The sequence below is a fragment of the Sphingobacterium gobiense genome (assembly GCF_002980575.1).
Classification (GTDB): Bacteria; Bacteroidota; Bacteroidia; order Sphingobacteriales; family Sphingobacteriaceae; genus Sphingobacterium; species Sphingobacterium gobiense.
In genome coordinates this window covers 727,223-744,357 of the sequence record NZ_PVBS01000002.1, presented here as the reverse complement: position 1 = coordinate 744,357, position 17,135 = coordinate 727,223, and the positions used below count along the sequence as shown (strand labels likewise).

9 protein-coding genes are annotated in these 17,135 nt (G+C 44.1%); 1 reads left to right on the top strand and 8 read right to left on the bottom strand.

Features of this window, described 5'->3' with window-relative positions; genetic code table 11:
• Positions 1-53: 53 nt before the first annotated feature.
• The gene (locus tag C5749_RS12015; RefSeq protein ID WP_245893745.1) at positions 54-1,487 is read left to right on the top strand and encodes a glycoside hydrolase family 28 protein; all 1,434 of its coding nucleotides are present in this window, start codon (positions 54-56) and stop codon (positions 1,485-1,487) included.
• A gap of 61 nt (positions 1,488-1,548) precedes the next feature.
• On the opposite strand, the gene C5749_RS12010 is transcribed toward C5749_RS12015, so the two are convergent.
• The 8 genes from C5749_RS12010 to C5749_RS11975 form a co-directional block, all read right to left on the bottom strand.
• On the bottom strand, positions 1,549-2,895 hold the full coding sequence (locus C5749_RS12010; RefSeq protein ID WP_105726348.1) for an FGGY-family carbohydrate kinase: 1,347 nt from the start codon (positions 2,893-2,895) through the stop codon (positions 1,549-1,551).
• 82 nt (positions 2,896-2,977) lie between these two features.
• Complete coding sequence (locus C5749_RS12005) at positions 2,978-4,252, bottom strand: sugar isomerase (RefSeq protein ID WP_105726346.1); 1,275 nt, start codon at positions 4,250-4,252, stop codon at positions 2,978-2,980.
• A gap of 26 nt (positions 4,253-4,278) precedes the next feature.
• On the bottom strand, positions 4,279-6,387 hold the full coding sequence (locus tag C5749_RS12000) for a bifunctional aldolase/short-chain dehydrogenase (protein ID WP_105726344.1): 2,109 nt from the start codon (positions 6,385-6,387) through the stop codon (positions 4,279-4,281).
• Positions 6,388-6,415: 28 nt separating this feature from the next.
• A complete protein-coding gene (gene rhaT / locus C5749_RS11995; RefSeq protein ID WP_105726341.1) occupies positions 6,416-7,489 on the bottom strand; it encodes an L-rhamnose/proton symporter RhaT in 1,074 nt (357 codons plus the stop codon).
• Between the two features lie 163 nt (positions 7,490-7,652).
• Positions 7,653-9,989, bottom strand: a complete 2,337-nt coding sequence (locus C5749_RS11990) for a DUF5703 domain-containing protein (protein ID WP_105726339.1) — start codon at positions 9,987-9,989, stop codon at positions 7,653-7,655.
• 297 nt (positions 9,990-10,286) lie between these two features.
• Entirely contained in the window at positions 10,287-11,702 is a 1,416-nt protein-coding gene (locus C5749_RS11985) for a sialate O-acetylesterase (protein ID WP_105726337.1), read from the bottom strand.
• Positions 11,703-11,716: 14 nt separating this feature from the next.
• Positions 11,717-13,738 (bottom strand): aceric acid hydrolase, encoded by a 2,022-nt coding sequence (locus C5749_RS11980; RefSeq protein WP_105726335.1) that lies wholly within the window; start codon positions 13,736-13,738, stop codon positions 11,717-11,719.
• Between the two features lies 1 nt (position 13,739).
• On the bottom strand, positions 13,740-17,135 hold the full coding sequence (locus C5749_RS11975; RefSeq protein WP_105726333.1) for a glycosyl hydrolase: 3,396 nt from the start codon (positions 17,133-17,135) through the stop codon (positions 13,740-13,742).

Genomic DNA, 17,135 nt, shown 5'->3' with positions numbered 1-17,135 from the left:
CGTTTAAGCAAATAATCTTATAAATTGCACATTCAACTCGTTATATATCGTCTATGATGAAACCTGCATATATTTTTCTTCTGCCGTTTTTTATTACACTGCTTGGCTTCTCAACGGTTGTCGGCCAACATGCAATATTTCCAGATTGGCATACTAAGGTGGGTGCCCAATCAAAACCATCAAAAACAAAGGAGTTTGTTGTTAACGATTACGGAGGACAACACGACGGTATTACGCTAAATACAGAAGCCATTCAGGCAGCCATCGACGACTGCGCAAAAGCAGGTGGAGGTATCGTGCGCTTCCAACCGGGTTCTTACCTTACCGGATCCATATTTGTAAAGAGTAATGTTCATCTTATCATAGACAGCAATGTTACCCTTTTAGGGAGTCAAGATATCCATGATTATATGGTCATTGATACACGTGTAGCCGGCATTGAGATGGAATGGCCTGCAGCGTTAATCAATGTGTTGAATCAGGAAAATGCTGCCATCAGTGGAACAGGCCTTATCCATGCACAGGGAAAACCATTTTGGGAGCAATATTGGCGCATGCGAACCGAGGAATATGAACCAAAAGGTTTACGTTGGATTGTTGATTACGACGCGCGCCGGCCGCGCACTATTCTCGTATCCAACGCAAAAAACGTAACGTTAAAAGGCCTAGAGATACAACAAGCAGGCTTTTGGACGGTCCAGGTTTTATATTCCACTTACATTACGATCGATGGCCTAACCATTAACAATAACGTGGACGGTCATGGGCCTAGTACCGATGGTATTGATATAGATTCATCTTCCTGGATTCTGGTACAGCATACCGATATTGATTGCAACGACGACAATTTTTGTATCAAAGCCGGGCGCGATGCTGACGGTTTAAGGGTTAATAGACCGGCTGAATACATTGTTATTCGGGATTGCTTTGCTCGTCGGGGGGCAGGCCTGCTTACATTAGGGAGTGAGACCTCTGGCGGTATCCGTCATGTTTACGCTACCAATATTCAAGGTTCCGGCACGAAGAATTGTCTAAATATCAAATCCGCAACGACGCGCGGTGGTACCGTGGAGCATATTGTATTGGAAAATGTGAAGATGGATAGCGTCGGAGTAGTGTTGCAAGTAAACATGAACTGGAACCCGAGCTATAGCTACTCCAAATTACCCGAAGGCTATCATTACAACGAAATACCAAAACATTGGAAAACACTATTACAACCTGTTGAACCTGCCGAACGGGGTATTCCGATTTTTCGGAATATCACCATGCGCAACATACAGATTAAGGGTGCCAACAGAGCGATCAATGTTGAAGGGCTTCCCTCATCGTGGGTAGAACAGATCACATTGCAAAATGTGTCGATTCAAGCAAAAGAAGCTGGAAAAATTCGCTACAGTAAAAACTGGGAAGTGCTCGATTTTAAACTCGATGTTAAAGATGGGTCACCCGTTGAAAAACGACATACAGCAAATATCTCATTATAAAAAAGCGCATAGACCTTACATCTATACGCTCTCCTAAACACAGTATGAATATTAGATTTTATTAAGCGCGATAATAGCGTAGTTCGATAATATCGCTTGGCACAGGTTGCGTATTCCATTGGTCGTGAATCACCAATGCAGCACCGATAGCCGTAGCCTGCGCCATAGAAGCTGCGTATATTTCGATATTACCAAACGTTCTAGCAAGCAAATTCATAAAAATACTGTTTTTGCTAAACCCACCGTCCACAAAAATGCGCTTGATTCTCTTTTCAGCCAAAATAAGACGAGTAGAAGCGACTTGCGCTGCCACTAGGTAAATTATAAATGCATGATAGGCTTCAATATAATCAGCGTAGCTATTCAAATCTACCTGACCGAATGCATCTAGATTGACTGGAATTTCTTTTCCGGTGCTTAACTTGTCGATGATCTTCCAGTCTATCTCTATATGCTTAAAACGGCCGGTCGTTACCTGAAAATGTTCTGCAATACGTTTTGTCTGAACTTCATGCTCATAACCCGCAAACAAGCGGGACGCCTTAACGGGTGTGCCCGCATAGGTCATATAGAATAGACAGTCTTTTTCCAACTCCTCTTTCGTTAGGTTCTCGTCATTAAAGGGGTTTAATGAAATACACCAAGTACCCGTAGAAATTAAAATAAAGGGTTCATGGAAATTCAGTAAATACGGAATGAGCGCCGAGGAACTATCGTGCAATCCCACACCCACTTTGTAAGTGCTTCCCGGGAATGCTGCTGAAAACACTTCGTCTCCTTTTACAATGGGTGCCAACTTTTTTTCAATACCTGTTTCTTTTACCCAATGGTGGTATGCATTCTTTGAAAAATCCCAAAGCGCCGTATGGCAGCCTATACTTGTCATATCCGAATATACCTGGCCCGAAACCAAAAAACTGAGATATTGCGGAAGATGTACGGCGTATTTCACTTTTTCGTATACGTCCGGTTTCTCCTGTTGCAAACGATATAGTTGCAATCCTGAGTTCAAACTTCCTAATGCCGGAGAGGCTGTAGCAAGAGAAAAGGCTTCTACCCCGCCATATGCGCTATGCAAACGCTCTTCCAATGTTTTGGGATAGGCTTTGAGGTAATTATATAAAGGCGTTAATGGTCGCCCACTTTCATCTAGATACACAAAACTGGCGCCGTAGGAAGTAAAGTTGATCGCTTTGATATCAAACTCACCCAAACGAAAAACTTCATGAAGAGAATCGAATACAGAAAGTCGAAGACTCTCCAAGTTTTCACACGGATCCCCGTCTTCGTCCACTGTTTCTAAAAATCTGGCGGAACGCTCAAAAACAATGTCGTAATGTTCATCAAACAAAAACAATTTTTTATTTGTCTTCCCTACATCGAAAATAGCGACAACTGGCGTACGCATTTTAAAAATTTAAATTAGCTAAGATGATCCGCCAGCTGGCGGATCAGTTGAAAAAATCGTAAATTTATTGTTCGTGATTAAACTATAATCCCGTCGCTACCGTATTGCTACCGCGCTCTTCGATCAGCTTATTCCGAATATCCAATTCACGGAATAACGCGACCGGATTTATGGCAGCCCCCTGACGTAAACGTGCTTCAGCTACCAATGGACGTACATCGGTACGGAAGGCGTCTTGTAGAATTTCCTGTGCACGCACGATGTTGTTTTGTTGTTGCGCCTCTTTTAACGCTTTACGATCCACCAATAAGGCCTGTGCGTACGCAATTTTAATAGCTTCTACCGATTGTAACAAGTCCACCAATGGATCTTTTAAGTTATGTGATGCGTCGATCATCCAACCCAAGCCAGTAGCGTGCTCGATTCCACGAACATCCATTCCCTCCACCAGTTCACTGAAAATCAAGAACAATTGATAAGGCTTGATGCTACCAGCCGTCAAATCATCATCAGCATACTTACTATCGTTAAAATGGAAACCACCTAGTTTGCCTTCCATCAACAACAAGGAAACAATTTGCTCTATATTCGCATTAGGCAAGTGATGTCCTAAATCCACTAGCGTATAAGCCTTGTCGCCCAACTTACTGGCTAGTAATAATGATTGCCCCCAGTCTGCAATCGTCGTCGAATAGAAGTTTGGTTCAAAGGCCTTGTATTCGACAAACATTTTCCAATCGTCCGGCAAATGGTTGTAAATCTCTTTCAAACTTTCTAAAGTATTTTGGAAAGCCTCGCGGAAATTAAGCTGTCCGGGAAAGGAAGAACCGTCAGCCAACCAAACGGTCAATGCCTTTGATCCTAGCGCTATACCATGTTTAATAACGTCGATATTATGATCGACTGCTTGTTTACGTACCTTGGGGTCTACGTGGTGCAAGGAACCAAATTTATAGCTATGTTCTTGTCCGGGTTGATCTTGAAATGTATTGGAATTGACCGCATCAAAACCTAACCCATGGGAAGCGGCAAGCTCCTTAATCTTCTCCGCATCGTCTGGGATATCCCAAGGAATATGGAGGGAAATAGCGCCACTGGAACGGTTCAACGCATGCAACAAACCGACATCCTCAATCTTCTGCTCCAGTGTACCCGGTTCGCCTTTGCCCGAAAAACGGCCAAAGCGCGTCCCACCTGTCCCTAATGCCCAACTTGGAATAGCAATCTGGAACTGTTGCAGTTTATCCAATAGCTCTTCGACATTCGCTATATTTTCGGCTGTATAGGAGAAAGCACGTTGGTGCTTCTCCACAAATTGCCGATTATGTTGTTCTATCGTCTGATTATCTAGTTTCATCGCTGTCTATAAAGTTAATCAAAAATTTACCGTACAAATGCCATTGCAACACCGCCATCGACGTTGAGCACATTACCGGTTGATTTGTTCAGGTTACCACCAACAAAAGCGAAGCAAGCATTGGCAATATCATCCGGCAAAATAATTTCGTTTAGTAAGGTACGTTTTGCATAATAAGCTGGTAACTCCTCGACGGTAACACCGTATGCTTTGGCACGGCCTTCCGCCCATCCGCCTGCCCAAATGTTGCTATCAGAGATAACCGCATCTGGATTCACTACATTCACGCGAATCTTCGCCGCTCCCAATTCAGCTGCATTCAAGCGGCTGAGGTGAAGTTGCGCAGCTTTCGCACTACCGTAGCCGGCATTGTTTGGCCCGCTTACCAGCGCATTCTTGCTTACAATATTGATAATATCGCCACCGATACTTTGTGCTTTTAAAACTTTAGTAGTCCCTTGCGTTACTAAGAACTGGCCTTTTACCAATACATCGTACAATAAGTTCCAGTCTTTTTGTGTGTGGTCTTCGATCGATTTAGAAATAGATAAACCGGCATTATTCACAACGATGTCCACGCCGCCGAATGCTAACGCAGCTTCTTTTAATGCTTCCTCTATTTGCTCTTGATTGGTAACATCGAGCACTGCAGTAGCCACTGCATCCTTCCCAAACAAATCGATAAACTCTTGCTTCGCCCCTTCGAGACGTTCTGCGTTCAAATCGTTCAATAATACTACGGCACCTTCATTTGCGAATCTCTTTGCAATCGCTTTACCGATTCCACCTGCGCTTCCCGTAACCAACGCGATCTTGCCAGATAGCGCCTTCGGTTTTGGCATACGTTGTAATTTCGCCTCCTCCAGTAACCAGTATTCAATATTGAAAGCTTCTTGACGAGGCAAAGAAGTGTACTCACTAACAGCCTCTGATCCCTTCATCACGTTGATCGCGTTGATGTAAAATTCCGCTGCCACCCGTGCGGTTTGTTTGTCTTTCGCAAAAGCAAACATCCCCACGCCAGGGTACAGAATGATCACTGGATTTCTATCGCGAATAGCCGGGCTGTTATCGTGTTTACAGGTTTCATAGTATTCGGTATACATCGCTCTGTAGTCTTCAAACAACGGCTCTAACTGCGTCTTTACGGCTTCAATATCGCTCAAGTCAGCATCTTTATCCAAGTTTAGGATAAGCGGTTGAATCTTAGTCCGTAAGAAGTGGTCTGGACAACTCGTGCCTAGCGGAGCCAAACGCTCCAAATCGTTAGAATTAATATATTCCAGTACTTTGTCATCATCGGTAAAATGGCCGATCATATGGCGTTCGCTGGAGCAGAATCCTCTTAACACAGGAGCTAGTTGTGCTGCTTGCTCCCGACGCGCGTCTGCTGATAAGCTTTCTATCTTTTGTCCGCCGAAAACGGGTCTATTTTTGCCATAGTTCTGCGCTAAGTATTCCGCACAGGTTTCAATAACATCTAATGAGTTGACATAACTCTCATAAGCCGTATCACCCCAAGTGAACAGTCCATGCGAACCTAACATGATGCCGCGAATACCTGGATTTTCGTCCAGACAAGCCCGCAATTGCAATCCGAGATCAAAGCCAGGCTTCTGCCATTCTACCCAACCAATCGTACCATTGAACAGTTCTTGCGTAATTTGTTTACCATCTTTTGCTGCGGCAATAGCGATAGCAGCATCAGGATGCAAATGGTCGATATGCTTAAATGGAAGAAAACCATGCAATGGCGTATCAATAGATGGCGCTTTAGAACTTAAGTCAAAGATACAATGGTTAAACAGTTCCACCATCTCGTCTTCGTGTTCAATACCACGGTAAACATTTTCCAAGTTACGCAAGCGCTCCACATAAAGCGCTGCCAATCCGGATTTCTTCAATGTACCAATATCTCCACCGGAGCCTTTAATCCACATGACTTCCACCTCTTCTCCAGTCAACGGATCTTTATCAATTGTTTTACACGATGTATTACCACCGCCATAATTTGTAATTCGCAAATCTGACCCCAATAAATTGGAGCGATACAACAACAGAGCAACTTCATCACCTTCTAATGATTTTGCTTTTTGTTCATCCCATAGATAGTTTACATGCTTGTATTCTTTCACGGCTGTATAAATTTTGATGTTATTTTTATTATTCTAATGTTTTCGCAAATCCGACAATACAAATAGAGAGGATAATGGTCACGATACCCGCGATAATAGCGGTATAGGTCGATTTATTTACCCCCTTCCATTCTTTCAGTACCACGCCCCAGGCATTGGCTATCAAGATGATAAATGCCATGTGCAATATCCAGGAACTTGCTCCGTTCCCAAGACGGCTTTCCCCCATACCATAAAAGAAAAATTGCAGATACCAGGTTGTTCCAGCTAAGGCACACAGCAAAAGATTCTTTCGCAGTGGCGCGGTTTTCTTCGTATAATCTGAAAATGTTTTGTTTTTGGCCAATAGGTAGAGACACCAGATGACATTGGTCGTAAAACCTCCCCATAGGATAACGACATAGCTCACGTTGTTTTGGTAGAGGAATTCCCCCTCATTAGGATTCGCCGCCTTCCATATCTGATTAGCAACATCTGCCATCGGTTTCCCAGCTTCGATCCCAAAGTTAAAACAGGCACTCAATACACCCGAAACGATTGCCACCACAATGCCTACCCCAAAATTATAACCTGATTTTGCCTCAGCAGAGAGGGTGGCTAAGCTTCTTTCTTTTAGAAAACCGGCTCGACCGCAGAGGTATATCCCAACGATACACACCACAAGACCAATCATCACACAAATTCCTGCATTCGTTGTAAAGAAATAATCAATACTATGCTTTCCCGGGGATTGATTGAAAAAATAATAAATAGCAGGCATTAACGAACCAAATACCATGCTCAAACCCAGCATAACGCTACTTCCTAACGAAACGCCGAGGTAACGGACACCGAGTCCATAAGTCAGACCACCGATTCCCCAAAGCAACCCAAACAGGTAAGTATAGCCAAGTGTTGAAGTTCCCGCTTCGCGGATAATATCGCCAAAATTCGGAATAGTGAGCCATGCCGCTAATGGCGGAACGATAATCCAGGAAAAGAGTCCGCCTAGAATCCACATGGACTCCCATGACCAACCTTTTACTTTTTTATACGGGACATAGAAACTTCCCGACGCGAATCCACCGATAAAGTGAAACAAAACACCTGCTAATGCATTCATAAATTATGTATAAATAATAATTAGATATTCAAAACATTGTTCTAAGATAAAGGGATTATTATAGAAAACTGTTATGTTCTGTCATGTATTGATCTGATCCATAACGCGGGGTTACCTTCGACAAGCCCTCCAGGGCTCGGCGTTCGCAACTGACGATTCTTTATCAATCGTCAGTTAACATATTCACCACATCCTTTGCCCGTTCTTTCGGGAGCACCTGCAAATCGACTAACTTGCCGTTTCGTAGTTTACCTTCTACCGTTGTTTGCTTCGGTGCATGAAGTTTGAAATCAACATCCCATTCTGCTGGCCACGCAGGAAAAAGATAAAGCTTGTCGTCAACAGCTTGCAACAGCATTTCTTGCAGGCCGATCATACCTGAGCCTCCCCAATTGTGGTCGGGAACCCAATCGAAACCCGGTCCCCAAAAAGTGGGAAAACGTCGGTCAGCATTCTTTAATTTAAGTGTCGTATATTTTTTAGCTTCTTCGGTTAAACCTAAACGTGCCGCGAAAATATTATCCTGCTTCCAGCCTACATGGCTTCTAAATTTTAATACATCGGGATCGTGATGAAAGGTATTGAGCGCCAAATTTATATCAGGTCTTCCCACGCCGTAAATTCCCCATGGATATACGCCATACAGTTGTGGTGCTTCGGTATTGTTGATCCGAGACCATATTTCTGCCGGGGCCAGCATCTTTTTCCCATCCAACTCCCGCGTAGGCAGCGGTGGGATTTTTTGTTGAAATTCTTCTAGATAGGTTCGTAAAGAGTCATTCACTTCGGCAGAAGAAAGTGACAACATACGGCGCGTAACTTCTTGCAACGCAGCCACCGTAGTGGAGGCGTTGTATGCCATTTTATAGGTTTCCGCAGAAGATCCAGGATAAAATATCAAATGTCCGTTTTGATCCAGTATTTTACTACCAAGTTGCTTTGCTCGATATTGGTAATGTTCATCAAAGAAACGCAGACAACTCTCTATAAACGGAATATAGGGGCGAATATCGGCATCACTATAATTTGCTGTTTCCAGCATCATCATACAAAACTCCAATACCGTGTCCCATTGGTGCTCCAGCCAAGCGTTGTACTGTAATCCTTTGTCGTGACTTTCTGGTCGTTTCCAATTATATTCTGCTGGATTAGGCAAGCCGAAATTTTCGATCTGTTCGGTGAAACTTGCTCCTACATGCCCCCAATAGACTTTAGAGCGCCATTCCGCATTGCCTTGTATCCGTTGGTAAAATTTAAATTGGGCAGGCAGCATATCGAAATCGCCACTTTTTAACATCGGCCAATATACCAAACGTTGGTTCTGTGCCGTGTGTGTTCCTCCGCCCCAATTTCGAAAATCGGGCGTAAAATTCATGGTGCTGTCAATGGACGATGGATCGTACGTGAACAATCCGCCGTTAAACTTTGTCGGATATTCACCATAAGCATTCGCCGCCAGCATAAAACGGAAAAGCTGATAATTACGCCCCACCTGCCAACTTTCATCGTGTTGGTTAGGGTTAGCCGGCTGTATACGAATGTAGCTTCTGTTCCAAAAGGCACGCCACCAGTCTAGGTTTCGGTTCTTGATGCGTGTTTTGGGTTCGCGCGGGCTAGACAACGTATTCAATTGTTGTTGCCATGTGGCGACAGAAACCGGCCCTGCGACATGTAGTGAGGCTTGCAGCGTGTGTTTAGTAGCCGGTTTCTTACTTTTCAGCACCCAAGCCTTGTAATCGGTGTCCATGTATTTGCCGAAGCGTTCTTCGATAAAATGAAAATGCTGACCTTGCAACACACCTCCTGATATCAGGTCTGCCAGCGGATTATACAAAGAGTCCTTAACCGCTTCCATATCTTGTTGCCGTACGACGATGTCAAACACCGTACTATCGGTATTTTGGTGAAAGAAGACAACTTTATCATCTGCAGCATGGACACTATCACGCTTGGTCACCACCTCGTGGGGAGGTGCCCATTTCCAGGAGTTAGCGTTATTTTCGCGCTTCTTCGGGTAAAGCTCCTTATACCGCCAATTTTCATAGGAAGCTTCCACATCAATCTTTTTATTCGCTTGCACGTCCACATAGATATTTGGATGTTCTACATCTACCCATAAGGACACTTCAGCCTTTACGCCGTTACCTTCTCCCGAAATAACAACCTGTCCCTTGTCTACTTGCAATTGCTGCTTGAATGCGGTACCTTCAAACGGATTAGGGTAAAGTTGCAGCCGTACCCTACCCAATTTTAATAAGGTGTTGTTTTCATCAAAAGCACCCGATTTGCCTAAATAAAAAAGAATATCGCCATTTTCCACCCATACGTTTAGACCGACATCCCCTCCACCCAACGGCATAGACTCTCCGGAATGTTTACTCGGTTTATCCCAGGTGATATAATAATCTTCCCACTTAAACTCCTGTGCATGTACCGTCGTGCTAAGCTGCATACAGCCGATCAATAATACTATCGCAGTATAGGTTAATCTATTATTCATCCTTATTTCATTTTTCGAGTCTGTTCGCTCTATTTATTACACGTCACGAATTGTACTTCCTTCATTTTTTTCTTAATAAAAATGGACGCAAAAAAGCGCAAGGTCGTTTTAACCCGCATAACGGTGAGGCAATATTGATCGCGTTTATTTACACCTATGCACCTGCCCCTCCTTACCCTTTGATGTCGCCTTGGAACTTTGACAATTGCAGAAATCCTTTCTTTGCACGAACTCTCCTGTCAAAGATTCCCAGCGACGAGTTTTTTGTTTCTTTTTTACGGAAAAAAAGAAATAATCTCACCAATCATCCGTGCGGAATGAACTTACCGGAAGTCCATTGACACCAAACAAATCTCCCACCACAAAATCTTTAAAGGCATAACGCACAGCAACAGGTTGCGAAACCTGCGGTGAGGAAATCACAACGGTTTTGCCTTTTACAATTGCACTTGCCGGGCGGAAGACTTTGTCTTCCCCAGCAATTTCAAACGTGTTGATTTCTTTTCCAAAGGATGTTAGCCCCAAAGGCGCATCATCAAAATGTACGACAACAGTGCTTCCCTGTATCTCTATATTTTTGTAGCAAGGGCTTCTATGATTCAGTCCATTTATACCATAAGTATCGCCTAATGCCAATAGTGCCAAGCGGTCGGCTCCTTCTCTTTTTCTCGCCGGATGTATACAATTGACCTCTCCCAAGTCCATCGTAACCGCCATGCCCGAATGCGGTATTTTCGCTAGGGATTTCCGCTGGGCATCCCTTATAAAAGCGGAATTATATTTCCCACCGACATGGTACGGCGGTAGGGACGCATAGTCAAAGGGTGCAATTTGTGTATAATAAAAAGACAAGCTATCATCCTGCCACAATTCACGGTACTTCGCTACCATAAGCGGGAATAATGTTTCATACTGATCAGGCCTTTCGTAGTTAGATTCGCCCTGATACCAGATGACGCCGTTTATACCATAACCTGCTATGGGGTTGATCATACCATTGTATAGCATCGTCGGTTGCCTATTCTTATCTTTAAGCCCTTCTTCATCTGGAATGTCAACACCTTCCATATCTTTCAGCCAAGCAGCGTCCATCCAGGCTTCTACATTAGAGCCTCCATAACTGCTATGGATAAGCCCAACGGGCACCTTTAATATTTTCCGTAGTCGTCGCCCAAAGAAATAGGCTGTTGCACTGAAATTAGCAACATTTTCCGGAGCAGCTTTCTTCCATGCCGAGGGTTTACTATCATCCGCTGGCTGTAGTAAAGGATTCCGCGGCACGGTATATAAGCGTAACTGTTCATCTGACGATTCTAGAATCGCCGTCGTACTTCCCATGATTGGCTGCGACGGATAACCTTTCATTGGCATTTCCATATTGGATTGCCCTGAACACAACCAAACCTCGCCAATCAATACGTCGTTTAGCACTACCGTATTCTCTTCAGAAATTGTAATATTATAGGGTCCGCCTGCTGCGGGTGTTTGGATAAACAAACGCCAAGCGCCTTTTGCATTGGCCTTTACCTCATATCCCTTCTTATCCCAAGAAGTTTCTACGCGTACGATAGCGCCATTTCTAGCCCATCCCCAGATCGGTACGCTCTTTTGCTGCTGCAGTACGATTCCATCGGTAAAAATAGCGGAAAGGCGAATCTCTGCTCGCAAGCTTAAAGAGGCGGATAATAATAAAAAGACAATTAAATATTTCATTATGCTTTCCAATATTAATTTTTACGCGGTAGCCAAACGGCCATATCACCGAATGTCCGATTTCCCCACGCAAAATAGGGAACAAGACGAATAGCCACCTCCTTTTGATCCTGGGCGGTTACTTTTCGATACAAGGAATCCCATTGCTCCGTATTATCGGTATATGCGTTTCCCTTAAGGAAAACAATAGATTGTCCTAGCACCGATTCTTGCACAGGTTCGAAGTTATCAGCGGCTTTTACTTTTAAATCAAATAAATCGAGATCCGCCGGGATATCTTCTTTTTCCAGACAATAAACAACTGGACCACGCATTACTGCGATCTCGTTACGTGCTTCCTCGACTAGAGGGTTTGCTTCCATAAATGTCACTTGCATGGGTAAACGCAACGTGATACGGTCTCCTTTTTTAAACGATCCCGCTAATTTAGCATATCCCTTTTCTAGCTGAAAGTTTACCTTTTTATTGTTTCGCATGATTTCCGCATCCTCGGCCCAACCGGGTATACGCAACTTCAATGTATAGTTCGCTGGCAACTCCTCAATAACAAACGAAGCATCTCCGTCCCAAGGGTAATTGGATTCTTGCGTCAATTTAATTTTCTTCCCTTTATATTCCGTATCCAAGACATTTCCCCCAAACAGGTTTACCCATACGGCATCGTCCGAAACACTATAGGCATAACTGCTAACCTCAGCAATGGTACGTACCACATTGGGCGGGCAGCAATTGGATAAGGAAATATACGGGACACGTTTTTTTGACCAACGTTGTTGAAAAGGCAAATTAGACGAATAACTTAATGGGTTGGTATACAAAAATTTGTCACCGTCTAAACTAATTCCCGACAGCACACTATTATAAAGCGCCAATTCAAGTACGTCTATATACTTCGCATCACCCGTGAAGGTTGCCATACGCCAGTTCCATAACATATTGCCAATATTTGCACAAGTTTCGTTATGAGCCGTCAAGTTTGGTAGTTGATAGTCTCTTCCAAATGCCTGGTGTATCTTTTGTACATCAGCGGGGTTGTAAGACGTTCCATCTGGTGAGGTACCATCATACAACGAGCCTAGCCCGCCGGTAATATACATCTTGTGTTTTACGACATCATCCCAAATAGCAAAAAGCCGGTTGCTTAACGTCGTGTCCTGTATTTCTGTAACCAAGTCCGTAACGCCCGCGTAAAGGTAACTCGCTCTTACTGCATGCCCGATTGCCTTATTTTGTTCGCGGAACGGCACGCGGTCCTGGTTATCATCTGTACCGTCTTCAATTTCTCCCTTTATATCGATCAAATGTTGTGCTAACTCCAAATACTTCGGGTTCTTTGTGGTCCGATATAGCTCTATCGTACCCATGTAATGGGATGGACAAATAGCGTTTCTGGCGAGGGTTGGATTTGATTTTTTATAGAAACCGTACAAGTAGTCTGCGGCTTTGATCGCTATATCTAATAGATTCTTGCTTCCTGTTACCCGATTGTGAATACATGCGGCAGTCATTAAATGGCCGATATTATAAGCTTCAAAGCTTAAGCGATCCTGAAACTCGATATTTTCCCCCGAATTGCGCTGATCGATTGTCGCCTTTGTATAGATATAACCATCTGCACGTTGGGATTTCGCGATCACAGGGGTTACCTCATCGATCATCTGGAGGAGTCGTTTGTCTTTTGTTTGTGCATACAAAGCACATACCGCTTCTAGCGTTTTATAAAAATCGCCGTCGTGAAAAGAAGGCCCCTTATGTTCCCCTTTCTCTAGTCCCGCGGCAATTTCGAAATTTCGGTATGCATGACTGATATCTGCACTCGTGTAGACGTCCCACAAATGGGGTACCATACGCTCATAACAAACCGTTGTTCGTTCTGCCCAGAACCCTTTCGTCCAAGAGACATCGCCCATATCTACCGCCTTTTGGACAGCAAAAGGGCTCTCACCCGTATTCGTAATCGCTTTTTCCTGTGCTGCTATCTGTCCAACAAACAGCGCAGACACCGCCACTAGCAATAGGTTATTTTTTGTCTTCATCTTACTTCATTTTTTGGTACCATATCAATTTGACATCACCTTGTAATCCCGACTCCTGCGGATCTTTCAAGAATTTTGGCGTTGCCGTGGTTTTGATTATTTTCTCGTTGGGCTCTTTGTGTGTCTCGTACCAGAAACGATTGCCCCAAGTGTTGTATACCTTTATTTCCAGCTGGTTTTCTCCTGACTTTAAATAGTCAGTTACGTCAATCGCCAACGGATATGTCCATATCACACCAACTTCTTTTCCATTTAGTACTATTTCCGCCAAGCTCTCTACTTTGTCAAGTTTCAACTTAACGCGCTGCCCATTTATTTGTTGAGGTTGGTCAAAAGTGAGCGAGTAGGTCCCTACTCCAGAATGGTACCGCACCTCGTCTACTTCCGAAACTGTCCAAAAATCGGGCTTATGCTGTACGATCGGTTCATGCTTTACATCGGTCAGTTGTAGATTCCAATTACCCTTTAACGTCTCTGTTTTTATCATCTCCCAATGGGGGATATAGATTTTATTTTCGCTAAAAAGCACAAAGAACGACTGAAAAGGCTCAAATGTCAGGTTCAATTCTGTACGTTTATTTTTCTGTATCGAAGAAATGGGCAATAATCTGTCCTGCAACACATCGTACAGGTAGGTATATGGTGCCGTCGTTCGGAAGGAGAAATGTGCGTCCTGTTGTATACTATCTTGATTGGCCACGAAATAACTGTCTCCCCCGTCAAAATTTCGGTGATTCCAGGAAATGGCGGCATTGCTCTTGTTGTTCACGATCACGTCTTCTTCAATTCCCAATGCAGCGAAGCTCTCCGCATGATAAGTTCCTAAATATACCCTACCTTTTCCAAACGATTTATACTGTAGGCCACCGGACGTTTGCATATTGCCAAAAAGGTCATTAACCAGTGCTTGAAAAACCAGTGAGTCCTGCCTCGTGCCAATACCATGTAAATCTGTGGGCTTATCATTGAACAAAACAGTCGCACCCTGCTCCACTAAATCAGCAAACTTCTTCAATGTCGCCAATGAAAAATGAGTGGGCGTCGGATTCATAAGATGCTGTCCTGGCACAACCAACAAGCGGTATGCAATATGATCGGCGAATATGACCGCTCCGTTTTCCACTTTCGCTTGATGGAGCAAAACATCGGGATTAAAGGAGTCATAGGCGTATCCCCGTAACGGGTCAACCCACTCAGCAGGATTATACATATTCGCGCTCGTTGTCACACTAGCTACTTTCTGTCGCGGCCAGCCTTCATTACGCATCAACGAATCTGTTCGCTCGACTCGTGCCTGTCCTATAATACCCGGCAGTGTTTTTGTCAAACGGTCGGGCAATATTGACCGTCTCGGCATTTCCTCACCGATAAAAACGGCTATATCACGTACCGGTTTCCCGTTTTGCAACAACTGTTGTGCGCGTATGGCATAATCAACCCAAGACTTTCCGGGTTTCCACCAGGTTTGATCACGTTGAAAATAAAGTCCAATTCCATCTAGGGTCATGCCCGGTTTACGGTCTAACCAAGGATTATGTACGTAAACATGATATACCAAACTATTAATGCCCAAAGCAAAATTCCTGTCTTGAAGAGACTTCAACAAACGCGGATGTTCGTCCCACTCCATGCGGATCTGCGTGAAAGCTTCCGCCATGATATTATTCTTTCCGTAGACATGGCCGCCCGAAATAGCGTCCAAAATATCGTTGGGCTTATCATGCGAGGGACTTCTAAACCAAAATTCCCCCATTGGTCTGTGCGTCCATCCGAAATGTTCCATACCGTCACTCAGCATGATGGGAGCCGTCATTTCCGCGGTGAACTCCACACCATATTCGTCTGATTTTTTGCGGAGTGTTTGAAAACCTTTTTCTTGCAATAGTTCCGAGATTGTCCCCCGGAAATCATGCAGAAAAGCTTCTGACTCTTCCACGCTGTTGACGATATAACCTGCCAAAACCGGTAGGTAGGGTACTATTTCATATCCTCTCCGTGCTTTGAATTCTGCTGGCATTTGTTTCGTCCAATTTTGGCTACCCGATTCCCAAGAATCAATATGATAAACGGTCAGTACATCCTTGGCTAATTCCGGTCCCACCATTTCATAAGCTTTTCCAAACCACTGCTCGAACTGGAAAGCAACCGTTTCGGCATTCAGTTTATCACACTCCAATCCCTTTCCTGCTCCTGCTGTCTCATTTTTATGTCCTGTGGTCGTATGTCCAATTCGCAGGATTTTCCAGCTACCTTTTGGCAACGCCGTCGAGAGTTCATCTCCACGGATAGCCGCTGGGTTCAGTGCTATTGCTCGTTTGCCATCTATAACATACGCAGAATTAACGTCTTCTTCGTTGGTAGGCAGCGAAACTCGCCAAATCTCGCCCGTCTTACCTTCGTACTGATGGACGCGCGGTTCTTCAAATAAAGTAATCCCTAAAAGATTAATCGAAGGCTTCCATTTCGCGGCGTCTAGGTCTTCTGCTCCCGGTTCAAAATTCGCAGGATCAAATACAAATCGGAAGTATTTTGCTTCTGTATAGGGAATGGTATGCGTGACACCGTTGTCCCAATCCAGCCAGCCTGTTCGTGGAGACTTTAGCTGCGTTAATTCGTCAAAGTTAACCCCGTCGTTACTCACCAATATTTTCAATCTATCCGCACCATAATTGTTTGCCCGACGCTCCACTTTCAATGCATTGCAAGGGAAACGCTGCTCAAACGTATATTGAATCCACCCGGGTTGGGATGTCGCAAAACGCTTATCATTACCCTTTTGTGCTAAATATTGTAGATCTTCCTCATAGCTACTGGTAACCATAGGGGATTCCTCATCACTACGTCTATATTTTTTGGATACCGGAATAGCAAAAAGCTGGATATCTTCATAATAGTTGTAACGCTTTTCCGGTTGTGGCAAACGAATATGAACTTTACCCCGACGATTGACCGTTATGGTCGTATCGGCATAAACCACTTTTTGCATCGATTTTTCCGGTGTGATCCAAGGACCACCAGCGGTAGCAAATCCATCATTGGGAAACATCGCGATCTGTATACCATATTTCTTGGCTTCCGCTACCAGATGCCGAAACATTTCCCACCATTCCGGTGTTAATGTTTCCGCTGCCGGCTCAAACAACGGCGGATCTGTCTTTGCTTTGATTGGCGTAAAATAGGCTCCGGCGATATTATTTTCTGCCATCGCTTTTAGATCGGCTGTGATCCCTTCTTTTGAATAACTAGCATGCATAAAGTACCACACCACCCACGGTTTCGCTTTTTCATAGGAATCTGTTGCAAGCGGAACAATGTGGCCGGGAATACCTTTTATTTGGGCATGCCCTACAAGCCAGCTACATAATATACCTATACTGATATAAAACCTTAATTTCAT